The following is a 20,560-nucleotide window of genomic DNA, read 5'->3' on the forward strand; positions in this document are numbered from 1 at the left end:
TGATGAAGCGAGGCCGAATACTGGTTATTGAGGATGAACAGCGTATGCGTCATCTGCTGGCCCTGGTCCTCTCCGGTGCAGGATATGAGGTCAAGGCCGCTGAAGACGGGATCGAGGGTATGGCGCTGTGGCATGAAGTACAACCGCATGCTGTCCTTACCGATCTGAAGATGGCACGGGCAGACGGCCTGGAGGTGCTTGATTTTCGAAATCGTAAATACCAGCAAACCCCGCTTATCATTCTCACCGCCTTTGGCACGATTCAAAGTGCCGTCACCGCAATGAAACAGGGGGCATATGATTACCTGACCAAGCCAATCGACAACGAGCAGCTCGTCAAGGTAGTGGACAAGGCGATAAATGATAACCGCAAAGAAAGCGGGGTATCCCAAATCAGCAGTGCCTGCACTGGGCGGATAATTGGTTCCTCGGATATCATGCGCAGGCTGCACGCTGATATTGAGCTGATCAGTGCGACCATGATGACCGTCCTGATCACTGGTGAATCCGGTACCGGCAAAGAGCTGATAGCGCATTCAATCCATGAATATTCCGGACGGTCGGAAAAACCTTTTATCCGGGTGAATTGTGCGGCTATCCCCCACGATCTGCTGGAGAGCGAACTGTTTGGTCATGTCAGGGGGGCCTTTACCGGTGCGGTGGAAAACAGAAGGGGCGCATTTATGCAGGCTGACGGCGGGACGATCTTTCTTGACGAGATTGGTGATCTGCCCCTGGACCTTCAGCCGAAAATGCTCCATGCTGTTGAAGAGAAAATGGTTACACCGGTTGGTTCATCCAAACCGCAGCTTGTGGATGTGAAAATTATTGCCGCGACCAATCGTAACCTGGATCGAATGGTAGCCAGTCGACAATTCAGGAGTGACCTCTATCACCGTCTCAATATGTATCCGCTGCATGTACCCCCGCTCAGACATCGCGGACAGGACCTTGAAGAACTGGTTGACTATTTTCTGGATGTTTTTTGCAGCGAACAGAAAAAAAAGCGGGCTGTACCGTCAGCAGGGGTTATGCGCCTGCTTTCCAGTTACCATTGGCCGGGTAATGTGCGTGAGTTGCGCAATGTGCTCGAAAGAGTGGTGCTGGTCTGTAACAAAGAGACGATTACCGAGGATATGCTGCCGGAAAAAATCCGCTCTGAGGAGATCGTACCCCAGGAAAACAACAGCACCGTACTTGACCTTTCCTCTCATGAGAAAAAACTTATTCAGGATGCACTCGAACAGAGCGGCTGGAATCAGTCGAGGGCAGCGAAAAAACTAGGGATCACCAGAAATACCCTGCGTTATCGGATGAAAAAATACGCTATACATCGCGCCTTCTGACTTTCAGCGCCATCACCTGTTCCTCTCGCTGGAGAGGGCCTGCCTTTCAGGATGGACAGGAGTTGTTCTTCTCTTTCTTTTGCTTTTCGGGCTGACAAACAGCCTGCCGTTCGCTTCTCTTCCTTACCTGGTCTCAAAATGGTGAGTGGTGTAAATGCACCACCATAACTGGTGTATATGCACCAGTACGTCTTTTGGCATGGTCTGTGCCACGCTTGCTGTTGCACCTTGGAGACAGGACTGGGGCATATCCGATGTTTTGGTGGCCAATTGGTATGACAATTGCTCAGTATGTTTCAGGGCAGCAGGACATGCCTCTGGGATGGTCAACCCCCCAGGGCGGTCTGCTGATAGGCGCTGGCTTGAGCAGGGAGCATGGCAGTAATGAAGAGAAAAAAAAATGAAAATGCACCATTGACCTCACTGCTGCATGATGCAGCAGTAGTGGAAGAGTTACAGGCGCGGCCGGAACTGTGGGACAAGGATACCGCTGTGCTTGCTGCAGCGGGCAAGGCCGATGCCGCTGAAGGAGAGACGCTGGCAATGGAAACGGCTCAAGCCGCACAGGGTCTTTTGGAGAGCAGGGACGTGGTCTCCGGCCGGTTCGGTTCGGCTGAGGCGATTATCCTTGCCACCGGCAGGCCAGCGCTTCTCATCCGGGGTGGTATCTGGGAGGAGCCAGAATTGCAGGTCGTCAGAGAAAGGCTTGCTTCTACAGCTGGCCTGCTCGAGGCGGCAATTCCCAAAGTGGGGCGAGTGGAGTTACTCAATGATCCCACCATGGAGTATGTCGGGACCGGATGGATGATCGAAGAAGATATCCTCATAACCAACCGTCATGTCGCGACCTATTTTGCCTTTGCACAGGGGAGCCAGATTGTCCTTCGGACCAACCCCTTTGGTGTACGTCTTGATGTCCAGGTAGATTTTAACGAAGAATTTAACTCCCCTGACCCGGCCTTTGAAGTGGAGGTGGCTGAAGTCATCTTTATCGAGGAGCAGGGACCTGGCAGGCCGGATATGGCGTTGGTTCGTCTGCAACGCCACGGCGACTTGCCGTCACCGATAGAGCTCTCAACCAGGCTTGCACAGCGGGGCGATGATATAGCGGTCATCGGTTACCCGGCACGGGATGCGGCGAGGAATGATCCGTTTGTCATGGAACGAATCTTTAAAAATATTTATGACGTCAAGCGGTTGAGCCCGGGTAAAGTAACCGGCGTCCGGGAAGATCGATTTATATTGACCCACGACTGTACCACACTCGGGGGAAACTCGGGTTCGGTCGTTATCAATCTTGAGGATGGAAAGGCCGCTGCGCTGCATTTTGCCGGATCCTATCGGGAAAACAACTTTGCGGTGACCAGTGAGACGATCAGGGCCCGGTTGACGGACCTGCGTGGACGAAGTGTGATCTGTTTCCCCGAACCTGCCGCACAAGAGGACCAGAGTATCTCTGCCGATCTGCAGTCCCGTAGTGGGTACAATCCGTCCTTTCTTGGCGAGACGGTTCCACTCCCTGAGGCTGAGGCGGCAAGCATCGCCCCGGTGAAGGGGCGAGATGACGGTTGCCTGCACTATCTGCATTTCACCGTGGTAATGCACAAGCAGCGCAGGCTGGCACTGTTTACGGCCTGTAACATTGATGGAGAGCAACTTTATGCCATTCCCCGTCGTCGCGATCGATGGGCGCTTGATCCACGGATGGACGAAAGCTACCAGGTGGGCAATGAACTCTATCGAAATAACCCCCTTGATCGGGGCCATCTGGTTCGTCGCCTTGATCCGGCATGGGGAAAATCGCGGCAGGAGGCTGCCCAGGCTGCTGAGGATACTTTTTACTACACTAATGCTCATCCCCAGCATGCCCAGCTTAATCAACGGAGCTGGCTTGACCTGGAGGCGTATATCCTCGACAATGCGGCTACCCACGAGCTGAAGGTCAGTGTGTTTACCGGTCCGGTATTCGGAACATGCGATCGGGAGTATCGAGATGTGCTTGTTCCACAGGAATATTGGAAGGTAGTGGTGTGTGTCAATACCTTTACCGGTCAGTTGTCGGCAACCGGGTACCTGCTGAGTCAGGCCAGGTTCATTGAAGATCTGGAGTTTGTATTCGGTGAATACAAAACCTACCAGGTACCGATCCAGTTGGTGGAAAATAAGGCCGGGCTGCGTTTCGGGCAGTTGGCGATGCATGACCCGCTGGGAATGATTGAACATCGCGGATACCGGGTAGTGGATTCGGCGACAGACATCACCCTCTAGCAGGTGAGCGCGGGCAGGAACAGTTGCTGAATGCGGTAAGCAGAAAGCGAGCTCGCAAGCCGGGCGCAGGGCAGGGCATATCGTTCACTGCCGGAGCCCTGTGAGGCAATAAACGATGGAGCATGGGAGAAAACAAATGGAACGCCAGTATACAGTGTTGCGCAATATGGGGTCAGTAGAGACAGGGTCACCGTTTGAACGCTTTCCGGGAACGCGGGGGTTTGATGTGCCGCGGGAAATGCATCCCCAGGTGGAGACGACCACCTTGCGGACAGCCGAGGTGGTCGACCTTGCCCGTGATCCACAGGTAAGTGCCATGGCTCCGGTGATGCCGACCCGGTTGATTGAACCGGTTGCCCTGCCGGGAATCGAGGAACGACCCCCCGCATGGGGAATCGAAGCGGTCGGTGCCGTTGAATCAAGCTATAACGGCAAAGGAACGCTGGTTGCGGTGCTGGATACCGGCATTGATCGCGATCATCCCGCCTTCGCTGGGGTGGATCTGGTTGAAAAAGACTTTACCGGCAGCGGGGATGGCGATGTTCAGGGACACGGCACCCACTGTGCAGGCACCGTGTTCGGTCGTAACGTTGAGGGGCTGCGTATCGGTGTTGCACCCGGGGTGGAGAAGGCTCTGATCGGCAAGGTACTGGGAGACGACGGCCGGGGCAATTCGCAGATGCTGTTTGAAGGGATTCAGTGGGCAGCCAACCAGAGCGTACGCGTAATTTCCATGTCCCTGGGATTTGATTTTCCCGGCTGGGTCAGTCATATGGTCAACAACGAGGGGTTGCCGCCGGACTTGGCCACATCCCGTGCACTGGAGGGCTACAGGGCGAACCTGCGAATGTTTGATGCCGTCATGCTGATGATACAGCGTCAGGGGGCTTTTGGTTCCGGGACCGTGGTCGTTGCCGCGGCAGGTAATGAGAGCCGTAGAAATGAGAATCCGGATTATGAAATAGGGGTGTCCATTCCGGCCGCAGCCGAAGGGGTGGTGTCTGTTGGAGCACTGGAACAGGGGGAAAACGGCCTGCAGATAGCCTACTTTTCCAACACCTTTCCCCAGATAGCCGCGCCAGGCGTTGCTATCGTCTCGGCAAAAGCAGGAGGAGGGCTGACCTCGATGAACGGTACCAGTATGGCCTGCCCGCATGTCGCTGGCCTCACTGCCCTGTGGTGGGAAGCGGTCAGTAATCAGCCGTTGCCCCCCAAGGCTGTGGTTGTACAGGCGAGGCTGCTTGCGACAGCGGTTACTGCTCCCCTTGCCGAGGAAGTTGATGTGGCGGACAGAGGTGTTGGGCTGGCCCAGGCGCCATGATGAAAGGAGGGCTCAAATGGCACGAGCATGGTGGTCAACAACCCACAGCAGAGTCGGGCAGCGCAGCCAAAGGGAAAGAATGTTTGTTGTATGGTGGCTTTTTGTGTTGTTGGTGCCGCTGCACGTCTCCGGCGCAGAGCTGCGACCTTTTCCAATGCCTGTTCGTCCAAATCAGCTGCAGCAGGCAGTACCCCCAAGCTGGGTTTCGCAGACCGATCGGGAGGTGCAGCGCTTCAGAAGGGATATTGCCGAATATAGTTGCCAGGATCTGGAGCGTTTACGCCTGCAGCTCAGCCGCGAGTATTCCAATGCAGCCACGGCTGAAGACCGTAGCTACTTCAGTCGTTTTCTTAACGCTGTCAATGATGAAATCCGTTTGGATGGATGTAGTCATTGACCAGGAGGGAGGTGTGGAATGTGGAAACTGCACGTAATGCTTCTCCTGGGGTGTCTCTTTTTCGCCGGCATTGCCGGTAACACTCTTGCCGGAGATGGCCAGGATGCTGCTGCTGTAGATAAACGATTTCAAGAAATAGTGCAGCAGGCACCTTCCCGGCAGATCAATAGCGAGGAAAAGGAGTGGGCAGTGCTCGAGTATGAATACAGGGTAATGCAGGAAAAATACAGGATGTGGCTGCTGAGCGGCATTGTGCTTACCACGCCCATATTGATGGCTCTGGTGCTTTTCTGCTTAAAGAAAGTGCCTGGTTGTGCCAGTGAACACCTGGTGACCGCCGTTGGGCTGATCCTGGTGATTGAAGGAGTAATTTTTGTAGGCTTTTCCGCAGAGACGACAGAGCAGCTTACAGCACCCATAGGTATCCTTGGGGCTATCGCCGGCTATCTTTTTGGATCAGTCAGGAGAAAAGCTGAGCAGCCCTGAACAGTTGACCGGAATCAGGATATCAACGATTAGATCGCCCATGGAGAAAAGAATGGACGGGGTATATATCGGGATTGTGAAGAATGGTGAGTTTCAGCAGCTTTTTCCGAAAAGCAGGGATTTTTCCTACCGACTGACCTCAACCAGTATCCAGGACAGTATCCCCCCGGAAAATGGGGAGCTAAACCTGGTTGAGTATGAAGAGAATGCCATAGCGGTATCCGGGAATGCCAATAGGGAGTGGATTTATTCCGCAAGCATTGTGGATACCGGAGAACCGATTGTTACCGCTTTGGTTCGTCAGGTGTTTGCCCGATAGTAAGGGCACCGCTTGGTATGAGCCGATGAGCAACCGCTGCGGGGTCAGATCAGTTGTAGGCATGGCCGTATGCCAATATGGTGCATATGCACCAGCAATGGTGGTGCATATGCACCATATTGGCCATTGCCTCCGGGGCATTGCGCTCAAATTACCCCATGAGACAGTCTGTTACGGTTCAACTCGGGTTAGGAGTGATTTTTGCTTATCAAGGAACTAACCGCCAAGCGCAACAATGAAAAGGTGGATGGGGCAGAATGAGCCTGAGTATTCTGGTGGAAATCACCCTGTCAGATGACCATGACCATGCTGACCAGGTGATGGAGCGATGCAGAGAGTGGCATATAGACGGATTTGTGCTCGATTCCGAGTACGAACCAGTGCTGATGTACGCTCGCGGTCCCCAGCATCCGCCAACCACAGCCATTGTTCATGGCTGGGCGGCGACCCCTGAGGTGATGAGCACGCTTCAGGCAGTGAAGACGGTCGCACAGGTATGGAAGGATACCATTGTTGAACCTCTCGAACCTACGGAGTAGCTCTGTGAGGCGGTTTTTTGTCAATCCTCGATAAGCATAAATAAAAAAATATACTAGAGGGAAACATTATGGCTAAAGCACCGAAGAAAAAGGCTGGCAGTGGTGATGTAAACGGTTCTATTCCTCAACCCATAGATAGCGACGGTAACTATAGCGTTTTGATCGAACTGCGTCATGGGCCAGGGGTCTCTCCCGCGCTGGCAATGGGAACCGCCCGTGGCCTGGCCTTGCCGGGGTTCAATCTTGACGAAGAGTTTGAGCCGGTGAGCCTCAGCAGTGCTGCAGCCGGTATGCGTGGGGGAGTCGATCCCTCGGTGGAAACCTATGTGGTCCGTGGTACCGTCAAGGATGAGGGAGAGATAGAGGCGTTGCGCGGGCTCCCCGAGGTCGCTGATGTGTGGCTGGATACACCGATTGCGCCGTTTCCTGACTGGGAGTCCGAACCACAGCCGCAGGAAACACCGGCGGCCGCTCCCTGCCCCATTTCACCCTGTGACTGCTCGCCGTCAACCCCCAAAGGCAACATGGCTGACGTGGCCAATTATCTCGGCGTTGATCAGATATGGGCAGCCGGGTTTCGGGGAACAGGGATTGTGGTGGGGGTGCTTGACAGCGGGATCACCGCCCAGGGGCGACCGGTAAAACCAGGCGAGACAAGTCGACGCATACCCCGGGTAATCGGAGGGTGGCCGGCCAGCGACTGGGGTACTGAATCGGGCAAATGGGGCAATCATGGCAACATGTGTGCCACTGATGTGCTGGGCATGGCCCCTGATGCACAGTTGTATGACCTGCGTATAGCTGGCAGCGGTGGCTCACCCGGAACCATCAGTCGTGCCCTCCAGGCTTTTAACTGGGCGATCAATAAACACAGGGTGGACGGAACCCCCCACATCCTGACCAACAGCTGGGGTATCTTCCAGGAAACCTGGGATGCCACCTATGCCCGTAATCCCAATCATCCGTTTACCCGGAAAGTGGTGGAAGCGATCAATGAGGGGATTCTGGTACTGTTTGCTGCCGGAAACTGCGGCGGTACCTGCCCGGATGGCCGATGCGGCTCTGATTCCGGTCCAGGAAAGAGTATCTGGGGAGCCAATGGTCACCCGCTGGTAATGACCGTTGGTGCTGTGAATAAGAATGAGCAGTTTATCGGGTACAGCAGCCAGGGACCCGCAGCCTTGGATCCCAACAAACCCGATTTCTGCTCCATCAGTCACTTTACCGGCTATAATACAAGCGACTCAGGTACGTCGGCAGCAACGCCGATTTGTGCGGGCGTTGTGGCCCTGCTGAAACAGGCCCGGTCATCCCTGACCCAGAGTCAGGCCAAGTCTGTACTCAAAGCCACGGCCAAGGACATCGGGCCGGCCGGGTTTGATCGGCATTCCGGCGCCGGGATCATCCAGGCTCTTGCAGCCTACAGGCGTCTGACCAGGCCGGCCATACGGACCTTGGCACCGCCCTGCCGGCCGACCAATCCGGTTACCTGCCGACCGACCAACCCTGTTACCTGTCGGCCGACCAGGCCGATCACCTGCCGTCCTACGCTGAGCGGTCCACGCTGTCCGCGACCGACCCTGAGCGGTCCGCGCTGTCCGCGTCCTACGCTGAGCGGTCCTCGTTGTCCCCGGCCAACTGTTGTAGGATCGACGTGTCCACGTCCGACCTTGAGTGGGCCACGTTGCCCTCGGCCGACACTCAGCGGGCCGAACTGCATCCGTCCGACCCTGAGCAGCCCCGGTTGCCTGCGCCCGACGTTAAGCGGTCCGCAATGCTTGCGGCGCACTGTGGCCAACTGTCCACGGCCAACGCTGGCTGGTTGTCCGCGTCCGACGTTTTCCGCTGCCATGTGCACCCCGCCGCCGCGTTTTGAATATGATGCGCCGGAATACTGGTATGATGAAACGTACCCTGAGTATTATGATGAGGAGGAACTTTACGCACTGTACGAGGCCGAGGCAGCGGAATATTGGAATGAAAACGCAGAACTTGAGGGATATGATGAGGAAGAGTGGTACGATGAGGAGACGTATGATGACTGGGACCTGGATGATGAGGGTGAGTGGTAGAAAATAGGGTTTCCTCATCCAGCGCATTCGGCTACTATCACCGCAGGCAGATCACTGCCTGCGGTTTTTTATTGAGACCATGATGCACGGCTGTAGAGTCGCTTGGCTGCTGCGCTGACGGCTGTTTCGGCGGCTTCGCTATGTTCTTTCGCCAAGGGTGTTGTCATCAAAAACGAGCAACTTCTTCATTATCTGCTCAGGCATGATCTGCTTTTGCCTACAGAAGTAATTGACATGGGCGTGGAGTTGGTGGACGAGGTGCGCGACCGGACCCTGTTGACGAGAGTCACTGTCGGTGAGACGCCTACCTATATGGTCAAGCAGGCAGTTGCAACTGAGTACAGGGGCAATATAGAGCAGGAGGCGCGTGCCTATGCCTGCCTGCAGGGGATCGAGATGGTACGCGACTGCACTCCGCCGCTGGTGCGTGCGGACAGGCGGAATGCAATACTGGTGATGGGCTGGGTGGATTCAGCCGGCATGGAAGGGGGCCTGTCCAATGACGAAAGGGAAGGGCGCTTGGCCTCCTTGGTGGGGTACCTGCATGCGGTCACCGCAGATACCCTCGGCAAGGTCGCACCGGTTGAACAGCCGTGGGTGCTCTCCTGTCTGGGGAGCGATGCCGGATGGCGACCGCATGGGCTGGAATCGGTTGTCAACCGCGCTGTGCGACCAAATCTGCTGCAGGTGGGGTTGGAGGAGGCCAGGAGCAGGTGGCAGCCCGATGCACTGGTCCACGGCGACCTCAAGCAGGAGCACTGCCTGGTGGTGCGCAGGGATGGCAACGCCGACATCTGCCTGCTGGATTGGGAGCTTGCCGGCTACGGCGATTCGGCCTGGGACATAGGAAGCATGCTCAGCGATACCTTGTTTGTTCGCGGATATGAAAGTGGCCTTCACGGGATCTCGGTGGCAGCGATGATTGAACAGGGAATACTCGATGAGACCTTACATCGCTACCGTAGATATCTTTCCCCTGCGCCAGATACCTTGTATCGGGCCGTGCTCTTTACCGGAGCCCGACTGCTGCAGACCGGTTTTGAATCTGCTGCTGTCTATGGGCTGGGCCCTGATTCGGGGGTGGACCTGGTATTGGCCATGGCCGAGGAGATCTTCAGCGATCCCCAACGTTTTAGCCTTTTGCTGGCACGGGGAGTTGCTGATGGGTGAGCCGCTGAATGCCGGTCAAACCTCCTCTCTGCTGGATGCAGCGATCCGTGAGGCGGTAGGGGTGATCGTTGATGAGATCCTCCCCTTATCGGTTATTGCACCGGCTCAACAAAGACAACAGCTCATCGATGGGTGCTACCAGGCCTGGTACACGCGTTCGGCCGAGGAAAAAAATATTTCTCCTCTCCCGCAACCGGATTATCCCCAGGTTTACCGTGTGATGCATCGAGGGGACGGGGAGTGGGAACCGGGGTGGCTGGTGCAGAAGGTCTCCTCTGCCGGGCGACTGATGGTGAGCCGGGATGAGGAGATCAGGATAGTGGCTCCCGGCGATTACCTTACTCCGGAAAAACCAGGTTTGCTGCCTCGGCCGGGGATGTCTGTTAGCGTGGTTGCTCGCCGGGAAATTGCCGATGAACAACCAGGGTTCTGGATAACTGCCTCTCCGGCATGGTACCAGCTTGAACCGGGTTTACTTCGTCTGTACTGGAATACAGACCCGGAAGGTGGAGCACTGCTGGTAGAACAGGTGACCAGGAACATCAGTGATACGGTCCCTTACAGTCTTAAGCTGCCGGTCGATGCCATCGGCTTTCAGCGGGCTGATGCGGCGGTGCTGTATATCCAGGCGAGTTATTTTGCCCAGATACGTCCAACATTGGTCGGTATCCACAGGCACATGCAGCCTAGATTGTGGCCGCAGGTGCCCGGGATGTGCCGGGTTTTGGCTCCCGGTCTCGGGCTCGCAGAAGACCCTCCCCATGCGAATGAAAGTTTTGGCCTGCACCGCTGTCGGCTGATTGCTGATGCGATTATTGCAGCAGGCCCGAAGAGGTGGCATGATCCCTCCCGCCTGGCAGAGCTGGTAAAGCTATCCTTACAGGAGGCCGGTATCGACCCGGATCGTCCCTACCTTAATCCTCCGGCGCGAAAAGACTATGACTGGGAGGCGTAGGATGTTCCGGAAAGCTGACAGTTCTGCGCAACGATTCCGCGCTTCAACCGACTTTGCAGCCGTTGCTAAAGCCATTGGTCAGCGCCTGTCCCGGTCGGCAATATGGCATGAAGATCGCTGCGGCTGGACAGGAGACGATTACACCCTTATCGACCGTGAGTGGAAGGTCATCCATCAGACCGTTGACCCCTATCTTTATTCGGGCAACGCCGGTATTGCCCTGTTTCTGTCGTGGTGCGGGCAGTATTTTGTCAATGAGGAGATGCAGCGAACCGCGCTGGCTGCCATCCGTCACTCCCTGTACCGCTGCCGGTTGCCTAGAGTGGCAAAGGCTCCACTTGGGCTGTATGACGGGGAGGTGGGCATCGCCCTTGCCGCCTGTTCGCTGGGCCGGCAGTTACACGACGACGGGCTTCTGCACAGCAGCCGGCAGTTGGTTGACGCTATCTGTAATCGTATTACCACCCATGGTCACGGGGAGGCAATGGATGTGGTCTCCGGCGTGGCAGGCATGCTCAGTGGGCTGGTGCAGGTTGCACGCTTCACCGACGACCCCACGCTCCATCCGGTGTGCACCCAATTGGCTGACTTATTGGTGTCCAGAGGACGGGAAACGCCCTATGGAATATACTGGCCTGAACAAGGAAAAGAGGGCGGCGCGGACGGCTTGTGCGGGATGGCGCACGGTGCCTCAGGTATTGCCTATGCGTTGTTGGAGGCGTGGCAGCTGCTCAGCAGGAACGAGTATGCAGCTGCGGCCGCGCAAGGCATGCGCTATGAACGAACCTGGTTTGATCGGACAGCGAGTAACTGGCCGGATAACCGAGGGCCTGAAGGAGAGTTGGAAACCGGCCTGGTCCATGAGCTGAGCTTTCCCGTCTACTGGTGCCACGGTGCAGCCGGGATAGGTCTGGCCAGGCTTCATGCCTACCGTCTTACCCGAGAGGCGGTGATGCTTGCCGAGGCGACTGCCGCCATCCACGCCGCAGGCCGGGTGGTTCGGTCATTTCTTCCCAGGGACGGTCAAGTTCCCCATCTCCCCCGGGAGGTGAACATGAGCGTCTGTCACGGACTTGGCAGTATTGTCGAACTCTTTCTCTATGCCTCCCAGGTGCTTCACAGTGGGGAGCTGTTGCGTCGCGGCAGGGACGTCGGGTTTTTTGCTGCCCAGGTCGCCTCCCGTGAACAGGGACGATGGCGCTGCGGTATCCTGGAGGGCGGCGAAACGCCGGGCTTGATGATGGGGTTGGCCGGAATCGGTTCGGTGTTTCTCCAGCTTGCCGAACCCGGGCGTTTTCCCCTCCCAGGCCTGCTCAACCTGGTTCCTCTGCGCAGCCCTATGAGGCTGCAGTAAACTATCAACGGGTAGAGACCTGCTTCATTTCCAGATAGGGGTGGAGTTTTTTACACAATCCCTCCACTGCTGCCTCGAGAATCGCTTTGCCGGTCTCGCCGTTTGCCAGCCATGGCGCAGAGTCCATTCGTCCGTCTGGATAGGTTTGTTTCATTTCCTCAGCGGTCATCGGCCAGTATGTCTGCTGCTGGGTCACTGGTTGCGGATGGGTTGCTTTCCCGGCAAACGCCCCCGGTCGGAGATGCATGGTTAATGATATTTCGGAAGGCGTGGCATGGCGCCCCTCCTTGCGTTGAAAACAACGGGTATTGAAACGTTTTACCCCGGTGCACTCGTACCAGGAGAATACCTCAAAGATGCCTTCCTGATTTTCCATTTTACATTGCTGCAGGGCCGCGTGCAGAACGTGGCGGTTGCCGCCGTGACCGTTGATAAAGAAAATCCGCCTGAAGCCGTGGGAGGTAAAGGAGCGGATCAGGTCGCAGCAGACCGCCAGCATGGTGGTGGGCTGGAGCGTAGCGGTGCCGGGAAATCCCATGTGGTGGGGAGAAACACCGTAAGGGAGGACCGGGGCAACCATCAGCTGCAAACGATTGCCAGCTGCTCTAGCCACAGCCTCCGCAGCCATACAATCCGTACCGATGAGACCATATGGGCTATGCTGTTCGACTGCGCCAACCGGGATGAGGAGCGCATCTTTGTTTTTCAGGTAGGCATCCACTTCCGGATACGCACATTCTTCCAGTAACACGTTGAGCTCCCATGCATATAATCCAGTCTGTTTCTCAGGGCCGGTGAGGAGGAGACAGCATCGTTTTCTATGAGCAGACCGTGGACGAATCGAAGTGTTGTCTCCGCTAGGCACCTTTCCTAAAAGGGGATTAAACAGTTCCACATTCCAACGAAAAATGCAAACCATGAAAGGTCACACAATGTGTGCCTGAAGGTAGGGGAGGAAACAACGATATATGGAAAAAATAATTTCCCTTTCTCAATTGTATTTTTATAGTTAAAAAGATTGTGATACCCATTCTTGTTATCAATGCTACTACTACCAACGGTTACACAGGAGTTGCCCCTTTGAAGCCAACAAATATAAAAGACGTGGAATATTTCCACAAAGTTATCGACTGCCAGTACGCCTGCCCGGCCCATACGCAGGTACCGGAATATATCCGGCTGATCAGCGAAAAACGGTATGATGATGCCTACATGGTCAACTGGGAATCCAATGTCTTTCCCGGCATCCTCGGCCGTGTTTGTGATCGCCCCTGTGAACCGGCCTGCAGAAGAGGCCGGGTCGAGAAGGAGGCGGTGGCCATCTGCAGGCTGAAGCGAGTGGCAGCCGACAACCGAAATCCCGGGATTGAACAACGTTTTCCAAAGATACCGGCAGAAAAGAACGGGATGAAGATCGCCCTGATCGGTGGCGGACCGGCTTCATTGACCGTTGCCCGCGACCTGCTTCCCCTTGGGTACGAGGTGGATCTCTATGACGACCAGTCCAAGGCCGGCGGTTTCATGCGCAGCCAGGTACCGTCTTTTCGTCTGCCGGAGAGAGTCCTGGACGAGGAGGTCGGCTACATTATCGACATGGGGGTCTCTACCCATTTCAATCATTATGTATCGAGCATGCGGGAGATACTGGACAAAGACTACACAGCCGTTTTTGTCGGAACGGGCGCCCCGCGTGGGAGGGACTTGCCCGATCTTCCCGGAAGAAAGGAGGGGGACGCCTTCATTCACGTGGGAATCGATTGGTTGGCTGCGGTTGTTTTTCGCCATCTGGAATCCATCGGTAAGCGGGTTCTGGTGCTTGGAGGCGGCAATACGGCCATGGATTGCTGCCGGACTGCCAGGAGGATGGGCGGTGAAGATGTGCGTATAGTGGTTCGGAGTCCCAAGGCGGAAATGAAGGCCTCCCCCTGGGAGATTGAGGATGCGGAACGGGAAGATATTCCTATTTATGAAAATCATGTGCCGGTAGACTTTGTGGTTGAAGATGGCAAGCTGGTAGGCATGCATTTTGAGAAAGTCCTGCCTGAATATGATGCCCAAGGGAAAAGGAGCTTGGTGCCCACCGGAGAACCACACGTCTTTATGGCATGCGATGAGGTCCTTGTTGCCGTTGGCCAGCTTAATGCCTTTCCTTGGATCGAAAAGGATGTGGGGATAGAGTTTGACAAGTGGGGCCTACCGCTGCTGGGGGAAGGAACCTTCCAATCAAGTCTGGACCGGGTCTTTTTCGGTGGCGATGCTGCCTTTGGACCGAAAAATATCATTACCGCAGTGGCTCACGGGCATGAGGCGGCCATTTCTATTGACCGCTACTGCCGTGGGGAATCGTTGACCAATCGCCCCCGACCCAAGGTACACCTGGAAGGGCAGAAGATGGGCGTACACGACTGGATGTATCATAATCAGATTGATGACGAAGATCGCCAGATCGTTCCAATGGTCGACAAGGCAAAGAGTTTGCGGGACAGGTTAATTGAAGTAGAACTTGGGTTTGATGAGGTGGTGGGACATACGGAAACCCTTCGCTGTCTCAACTGCGATGTGCAGACAGTTTTCACCTATCAGGAATGTATCGAATGCGATGCCTGTGTGGATGCATGCCCCGAACGCTGCATTAATTTTACCGAAAATGGAACCGAAGAGGACCTGCGCACCCGTTTGAATGCGCCCGCTACCGTGCTTACCCAGGACCTGTATGTCTCCGAGGTACTGCCTACCGGCCGGGTGATGGTCAAGGATGAGAATGTCTGCCTCCATTGTGGGATTTGTGCCGAGCGGTGCCCCACGTCAGCCTGGGAAATGCAGAAATACATCTATCAATCACCACAGGTGGAGCGGAAATGAAACCACTTGAACGCACCAACGATTTTGTCGTTCGTTTTGCCAATGTCAACGGCTCCGGCTCGGCCAGTGCCAACAACCTGTTTGCCAAGGCTGTTTTTCGAATGGGGGTGCCGGTCAGTCCGAAAAATATATTCCCCTCCAATATACAGGGCCTACCCACCTGGTACGAGGTCAGGATTAATGAGCAGGGATATCTGGGCCGGCATGGTGAAGTGGATATGGCCGTGGCTATGAATGGTCAGACCATGCACCAGGATTACCAGGGAGTCCGCTCGGGGGGGTATTTTGTGTACGATTCGTCGCGCACCTTGCCCGAAGAGTATGACCGAACAGACCTGGTATCAATCGGTATTCCCCTGACCCTCCTGTGCAACGAAGCCTTTGAAAATCCGCGAATGCGAGGGTTATTGAAAAATATCATCTACGTAGGTGCACTCACTTACCTGTTGGATATGGAAATGGAGGTGCTGACGACTTCGGTGGAAAAGCAGTACCGTAAAAAGTCCAAGCTCATCTCGCCCAACCTTAGGGCGCTGGAAATAGGCTATGAGTATGCCAGGGAACACTACCCAGACGCCTGCGGGCTGTCAGTCCGGCGGCGGGACAATGTCGGGGACGCCATCGTCATCGACGGCAATGCTGCCACCGCCCTCGGTGCGCTCTACGGAGGTGCCACCATCGTCGGTTGGTACCCGATAACCCCCTCCACCTCAGTAATTGAATATTTCGGTCGGTATGCTGATCGTTTTCGCCGGGAAGAGGAGAGCGGAAAACGAAAGGTCGCGATTGTTCAGGCAGAGGATGAACTGGCTGCCATGGGGATTGTCATCGGCGCGGGGTGGAATGGAGCACGCGCTTTTACGGCAACCAGCGGCCCTGGTGTATCTCTGATGAGTGAGTTCCTGGGGTTGGCCTATTTTGCTGAAATACCGGCTGTATTGATTAACGTGCAACGGACAGGGCCTTCGACCGGCATGCCTACCCGGACCCAGCAATCTGATATCCTGAGTTGCGCCTATGCCTCCCATGGAGACACCAAACAGGTCCTGCTGTTTCCGAGCAATCCGGTGGAGTGTTTTACAATGACCGCTGATTCGTTTGATATTGCCGAGCGGCTGCAGACACCGGTTATCGTGATGAGTGACCTGGACCTGGGCATGAACGATCATATGAGTCCTCCCTTGGTATGGGATGATAGTCGACAGTATGACCGGGGAAAAGTTTTGAGCAAGGAACAGGTGGAAGAGCTCGGGGATCGGTGGGGCCGGTACCTGGATGTGGACGGCGATGGAATAGGGTTCAGAACATTTCCAGGAACCCACCCAAGCAAAGGCTCCTATTTTACCCGGGGGACCAATCATGATGAGTATTCCAGGTATACTGAGGAGGGGGCGGCCTACGTGCAGAACATGGACCGCCTGCTGCTCAAATGGGAAACCGCCAAATCTCTGGTTCCTGAGCCGGATATTATTGTCCATGATCAGAATGCCACCGTCGGCCTAATCTATTTTGGGACCAGCAGTGATGCCGTGGATGAAGCCGTGGATCTGCTCAAAAAGCAGGGGAGAGCGGTGAATCTGCTGCGTATCAAAGCCTTTCCGTTCCAGGATGTGGTTCGCCATTTTATCGACCAGCACGATCAAGTGTATGTGGTTGAGCAGAATCGGGATGGGCAGCTGCGGACCCTGTTGATCAGTGAGCTGGGCGTCGCCCCTGCCCTGCTTGATTCCATTCTCCATTACGATGGTTTACCCATAACTGCTCGTATTATTGCATCGGCAATCAATCCTTCCAGCATACCAAAAGGAGAGAGCGCATGACTTTTTTCCGTCCCAGTTTCCGTCACCCTGATCTGCCGCCCAATGATGCCGGGTACCACCTTAAGGATTATGAGGGCGGTATCTCAACCTTGTGTGCTGGTTGCGGCCATGACTCAACCAACGCTGCCATCATCCAGGCCTGTTTTGAACTGTCAATCCCGCCCCATAAGATAGTGAAGGTCTCTGGAATCGGCTGTTCCTCCAAAAGTCCGGCCTATCTGCTCGGTAAGGCACATGGGTTTAACTCGGTCCATGGCCGGATGCCCTCCATTGTCACCGGTGCTAACATGGCCAACCGGGATTTGCTCTATCTAGGTATTTCCGGCGATGGCGATACCGCCTCTATCGGTATGGGCCAGTTTGCGCATGCTGTTCGGCGCAACCTCAACATGGTGTACATCGTAATGAATAACGGCTGTTACGGGTTGACCAAGGGACAATATTCAGCCACCGCCGATAAAGGGTCGGTGGGCAAAAAAGGCGAGCCGAACCCGCTCGAGTCGATTGACCTGTGCGAGATCGCTATCCAGTTGGGCGCCGGTTTTGTGGCCAGGAGCTTTTCCGGCGACAAACGGCAATTGGTGCCTATGCTTAAAGCAGCCATGTCCCATACCGGGATGGCCTTTATTGATGTTATTTCCCCTTGCGTCACCTTCAACAACACCCCGGAATCCACCAAGAGCTACCATTGGGTCAGGGAGCACAGTGAAGCGACCAATACCTTTGATTATGTTCCATTTCGTCAGGAAATTACCACCGACTATGAGGAGGGGACCAGCGAGCGGGTTGTCCTTCATGATCAGAGTACCATTTATCTGCACAAAGGGGACAGCTCGGTGCAGGTAACCGACCGGCGACAGGCCGTCGATGCCCTGGAAGAGTACAAGGAAAAGGGCTTAATCCTCACCGGTATTCTATATATCGATCCCGACAGTGAAGAAACCCATGACATTCTCCACACCAGCGATATCCCGCTCAACACCTTGAAAGAAGCAGACCTCTGTCCAGGGAGCGAAGCACTGGCAATGATCAATGAAAACCATCGTTGAAACAATGCGGCAGGGCTCAAACCTTGTATCCGTAACAGCATTGTGCCTGAATCAGGCTTACGCATTGTTATCATAGAAAATAACCGGTATGCCTTTGAAAGGCTCCTCCATTCCTGAACGCTCACGGATTTTGGCAAAACCAAAAAAGGCCTGCCCGTCTTGAAGACAGGCAGGCCTGAGAAGAGAACCTCACAGCGGTGGAACTCGGCCAACTATAGGCCATTTTGCATAATGGTATTTTCGTCCAATCTCTCCGTTATGCTCAAAAAATTATCCCCGGAATATTGTATAGATGCCTGTGGTAATTTTTTTCGCCTGCTTTGAACTTGAACGAACATGCTCATTATTCAAAATACCCTATAGAAATAAATAGGTGGCTGCCAGTCCTGTTATGGACATGGTGATGGTGTAGGGGAGGGCAAGGTACACCATGCGGCCGTAGGACAGCCTGATTACCGGGGCAAGCGCAGAGGTCAATAGGAATAGGAATGCGGCCTGTCCGTTGGGGGTCGCTACACTGGGTATGTTGGTACCGGTGTTGATGGCGACCGCGAGCCGGTCAAACTGGTGCATAAGTGCTGCTGCCTTTTCGGCTGCTGCCTCAGGCAGGGTTGCCAATACTTCACTGCGGGGATGGTGAGGGTCGGTCAGTTTGTCCATCAGTTCTTCGCCGCTCATGCCGATATTCTGCAGCGCGTCCAGGGCATGAACAAAGTGCATCTTTGTTTCTGAGATGTAGACCGTGGCCACAAAGACGTTGTCGGATATCATAGAGAGCACGCCGTTGGCAATGTAGTAGGCAGCCAGCTGTGCCTGCCCTTTCAGGCTGAGCACGTATTCAATGACCGGGGTAAACAGATGCTGGTCATGGATAACTGCCACAATGGCAAAAAAGACAACCAACAGGGCGGTGAACGGCAGGGCCTCCTCAAACGCCTTGCCGAGCTGATGCTCCTCTATCACCCCGTTAAGCGAGGTGAGTAGAACTATTACCGATAGGCCAATGATGCCCACGGCAGCCAGGTGCATGGCGAGAGCAATGATCAGCCAGATGCCGACCAGTGCCTGGATGATCAGTTTTGCCCGACCGAGATGGCCGCGCTTGGCCTCCATCTGAATCTCTGTTTCCAGCAGGTGGGAACGGATGTTGCCCGGCATTTCCACCCCGTAGCTGAACCACTTTTTCTTTTCCAGGTAATAGCAGGTGCCAAGCCCCACGGCCAGTACCGGCATGGAAACCGGGGCAACCTTGAGGAAGAAGGGCAGGAAGTGCCATCCCATTTCGCTGGCAATAAGTAGATTCTGCGGTTCGCCGACCAGGGTGCATACCCCGCCCAGCGCGGTTCCGACAGCGCCGTGCATCATCAGGTTGCGCAGAAAAGCCCGAAATTGCTTAAGTTCCTCACGTTCTGCTTCTTTTACGGCCAAATCGCTAGTGAGGTCGTGGCTTGTGTGGTGGTCTTTACCGGAAACGTAGCGATGATAGATATTATAAAAGCCGTAGGCCACCGCAATGATAACGGCGGTAACGGTGAGAGCATCGAGGAAGGCAGAGAGAAAGGCTCCGGCAAAGGAGAACAGCAGGGAAATGGTTACCTTGGACTGTACCTTGACCAGGATACGGGTGAAGGTGAACTGGAGAAAGTCCTTCATGAAAAAAATGCCGGCAACCATGAAGATCAGCAGCAGGATCACCTCAAAGTTGTTTAAGGCCTCGTGATAGACGGTCTCGGGATGAGTCATCCCGATAACGACCGCCTCAATGGCCAGCAGCCCGCCAGCTGGCAACGGGTAGCATTTCAGGGCCATGGCAAGGGTGAAGATAAATTCAGCGATCAGTACCCAGCCGGCAATGAACGGGCCTGATGTGTACAGCACAATCGGGTTGATCACCAGGAAAAGCAAAATGGCAAACTTGTACCATTTCGGGGCATTGCCTAAGAAATTGCGGGCAAATGCCTGGGGCATGGATTTTGGCATGGTAGTCTCCTAACCGTTTAACATATCAATCTAAAGCACACGTGGCCCGCGCTCATGCTCACTGGCGCAGCTTGCCGCTCTTGGGCAGTGCGCAGGCTGACGGTGCATACCTTATACAGGCGGTGTTCCGAGTGTTTGTGTACGCAACCTGCCCCCTGGGTGCAGGGAAGGGCTCCAGTAACTTTTTTTCTGTTGGCGGGCAGGATTTAAAGGTATGAAATGATAGTACTTACCATTTCTCTTTCAGGGGTGTCAAGTGGGACCGATATTGCGGTAGTGATGAGGAGAAGAGTGGAGAGGACAGCATCCTTGCACCCAGGAAAAAGGAAGGTTGGTTAACAAGTGGAGAGGCTAGTGCTGAAGGAGAAGAGTGTCAATAAAAGGGAATAATTTTAATAGGTAAAATAACATGCTCGCTGTGAGTGAGGGTGGCAGGTAAGGTTGCAGGGCAGCTGGATGTGGCAGAAGGTGTCACAAGAGAAGGGTCTTGTAAAATATTGATAGGAAGGATCAGAAATTCTGATAAGCCTATTGGGAAACGTCTGCTCAACTGAGGGCAGGTTGCAGCAACAATCAACTCGACTTTTCAGACCAGTCGAGCAAAGATGGTCATTACAGAGGG

17 protein-coding genes are annotated in these 20,560 nt (G+C 54.9%); 15 read left to right on the top strand and 2 right to left on the bottom strand.

The window, feature by feature from the left end:
- Positions 1–2: 2 nt before the first annotated feature.
- The 12 genes from ACZ52Z_RS17735 to ACZ52Z_RS17790 all read left to right on the top strand — a co-directional run bounded on the left by ACZ52Z_RS17735 (position 3) and on the right by ACZ52Z_RS17790 (position 12,227).
- On the top strand, positions 3–1,346 hold the full coding sequence (locus ACZ52Z_RS17735) for a sigma-54-dependent transcriptional regulator (protein ID WP_464268107.1): 1,344 nt from the start codon (positions 3–5) through the stop codon (positions 1,344–1,346).
- A 275-nt stretch (positions 1,347–1,621) separates the two neighbouring features.
- Positions 1,622–1,750, top strand: coding sequence for a hypothetical protein (locus ACZ52Z_RS17740; RefSeq protein ID WP_464268108.1), 129 nt, complete (start codon positions 1,622–1,624; stop codon positions 1,748–1,750).
- On the top strand, positions 1,731–3,614 hold the full coding sequence (locus tag ACZ52Z_RS17745; protein WP_464268109.1) for a DNA/RNA non-specific endonuclease: 1,884 nt from the start codon (positions 1,731–1,733) through the stop codon (positions 3,612–3,614). Before ACZ52Z_RS17740 ends, ACZ52Z_RS17745 begins: the two co-directional genes overlap by 20 nt.
- Positions 3,615–3,750: 136 nt before the next feature.
- Positions 3,751–4,935, top strand: coding sequence for a S8 family peptidase (locus ACZ52Z_RS17750; protein ID WP_464268110.1), 1,185 nt, complete (start codon positions 3,751–3,753; stop codon positions 4,933–4,935).
- A 16-nt stretch (positions 4,936–4,951) separates the two neighbouring features.
- Entirely contained in the window at positions 4,952–5,332 is a 381-nt protein-coding gene (locus ACZ52Z_RS17755) for a hypothetical protein (protein WP_464268111.1), read from the top strand.
- Between the two features lie 18 nt (positions 5,333–5,350).
- Positions 5,351–5,818, top strand: a complete 468-nt coding sequence (locus ACZ52Z_RS17760; protein ID WP_464268112.1) for a hypothetical protein — start codon at positions 5,351–5,353, stop codon at positions 5,816–5,818.
- Positions 5,819–5,870: 52 nt separating this feature from the next.
- Positions 5,871–6,137, top strand: a complete 267-nt coding sequence (locus ACZ52Z_RS17765; protein ID WP_464268113.1) for a hypothetical protein — start codon at positions 5,871–5,873, stop codon at positions 6,135–6,137.
- A gap of 257 nt (positions 6,138–6,394) precedes the next feature.
- Positions 6,395–6,676, top strand: coding sequence for a hypothetical protein (locus tag ACZ52Z_RS17770; RefSeq protein ID WP_464268114.1), 282 nt, complete (start codon positions 6,395–6,397; stop codon positions 6,674–6,676).
- A 68-nt stretch (positions 6,677–6,744) separates the two neighbouring features.
- A complete protein-coding gene (locus ACZ52Z_RS17775) occupies positions 6,745–8,748 on the top strand; it encodes a S8 family peptidase (protein WP_464268115.1) in 2,004 nt (667 codons plus the stop codon).
- Between the two features lie 102 nt (positions 8,749–8,850).
- Positions 8,851–9,918, top strand: a complete 1,068-nt coding sequence (locus ACZ52Z_RS17780; protein WP_464268116.1) for a phosphotransferase family protein — start codon at positions 8,851–8,853, stop codon at positions 9,916–9,918.
- Entirely contained in the window at positions 9,911–10,873 is a 963-nt protein-coding gene (locus tag ACZ52Z_RS17785) for a T3SS effector HopA1 family protein (RefSeq protein ID WP_464268117.1), read from the top strand. The genes ACZ52Z_RS17780 and ACZ52Z_RS17785 overlap by 8 nt, the downstream gene beginning before the upstream one ends.
- A 1-nt stretch (position 10,874) precedes the next feature.
- A complete protein-coding gene (locus tag ACZ52Z_RS17790; RefSeq protein WP_464268118.1) occupies positions 10,875–12,227 on the top strand; it encodes a lanthionine synthetase LanC family protein in 1,353 nt (450 codons plus the stop codon).
- Between the two features lie 4 nt (positions 12,228–12,231).
- Here ACZ52Z_RS17790 and ACZ52Z_RS17795 read toward each other — a convergent pair whose 3' ends face one another.
- Positions 12,232–12,978 (bottom strand): creatininase family protein, encoded by a 747-nt coding sequence (locus ACZ52Z_RS17795; RefSeq protein ID WP_464268119.1) that lies wholly within the window; start codon positions 12,976–12,978, stop codon positions 12,232–12,234.
- Between the two features lie 329 nt (positions 12,979–13,307).
- Between ACZ52Z_RS17795 and ACZ52Z_RS17800 the strand changes: the two genes are divergently transcribed.
- From ACZ52Z_RS17800 to ACZ52Z_RS17810, 3 genes are read left to right on the top strand one after another with little or no spacing between them, the layout of a single operon-like run.
- Positions 13,308–15,089, top strand: a complete 1,782-nt coding sequence (locus ACZ52Z_RS17800; protein WP_464268120.1) for an FAD-dependent oxidoreductase — start codon at positions 13,308–13,310, stop codon at positions 15,087–15,089.
- The gene (locus tag ACZ52Z_RS17805; protein WP_464268121.1) at positions 15,086–16,909 is read left to right on the top strand and encodes a 2-oxoacid:acceptor oxidoreductase subunit alpha; all 1,824 of its coding nucleotides are present in this window, start codon (positions 15,086–15,088) and stop codon (positions 16,907–16,909) included. Before ACZ52Z_RS17800 ends, ACZ52Z_RS17805 begins: the two co-directional genes overlap by 4 nt.
- Complete coding sequence (locus ACZ52Z_RS17810; RefSeq protein ID WP_464268122.1) at positions 16,906–17,958, top strand: 2-oxoacid:ferredoxin oxidoreductase subunit beta; 1,053 nt, start codon at positions 16,906–16,908, stop codon at positions 17,956–17,958. Before ACZ52Z_RS17805 ends, ACZ52Z_RS17810 begins: the two co-directional genes overlap by 4 nt.
- A gap of 357 nt (positions 17,959–18,315) precedes the next feature.
- Here the strand turns inward: ACZ52Z_RS17810 and nhaB are convergent, their stop codons facing one another.
- Positions 18,316–19,938 carry a sodium/proton antiporter NhaB gene (nhaB, locus tag ACZ52Z_RS17815; RefSeq protein ID WP_464268123.1) on the bottom strand — a complete coding sequence of 541 codons (1,623 nt, stop codon included), beginning with the start codon at positions 19,936–19,938 and terminating at the stop codon, positions 18,316–18,318.
- Positions 19,939–20,560: the final 622 nt, after the last annotated feature.

It is taken from the genome of Desulfogranum aggregans (assembly GCF_055398265.1).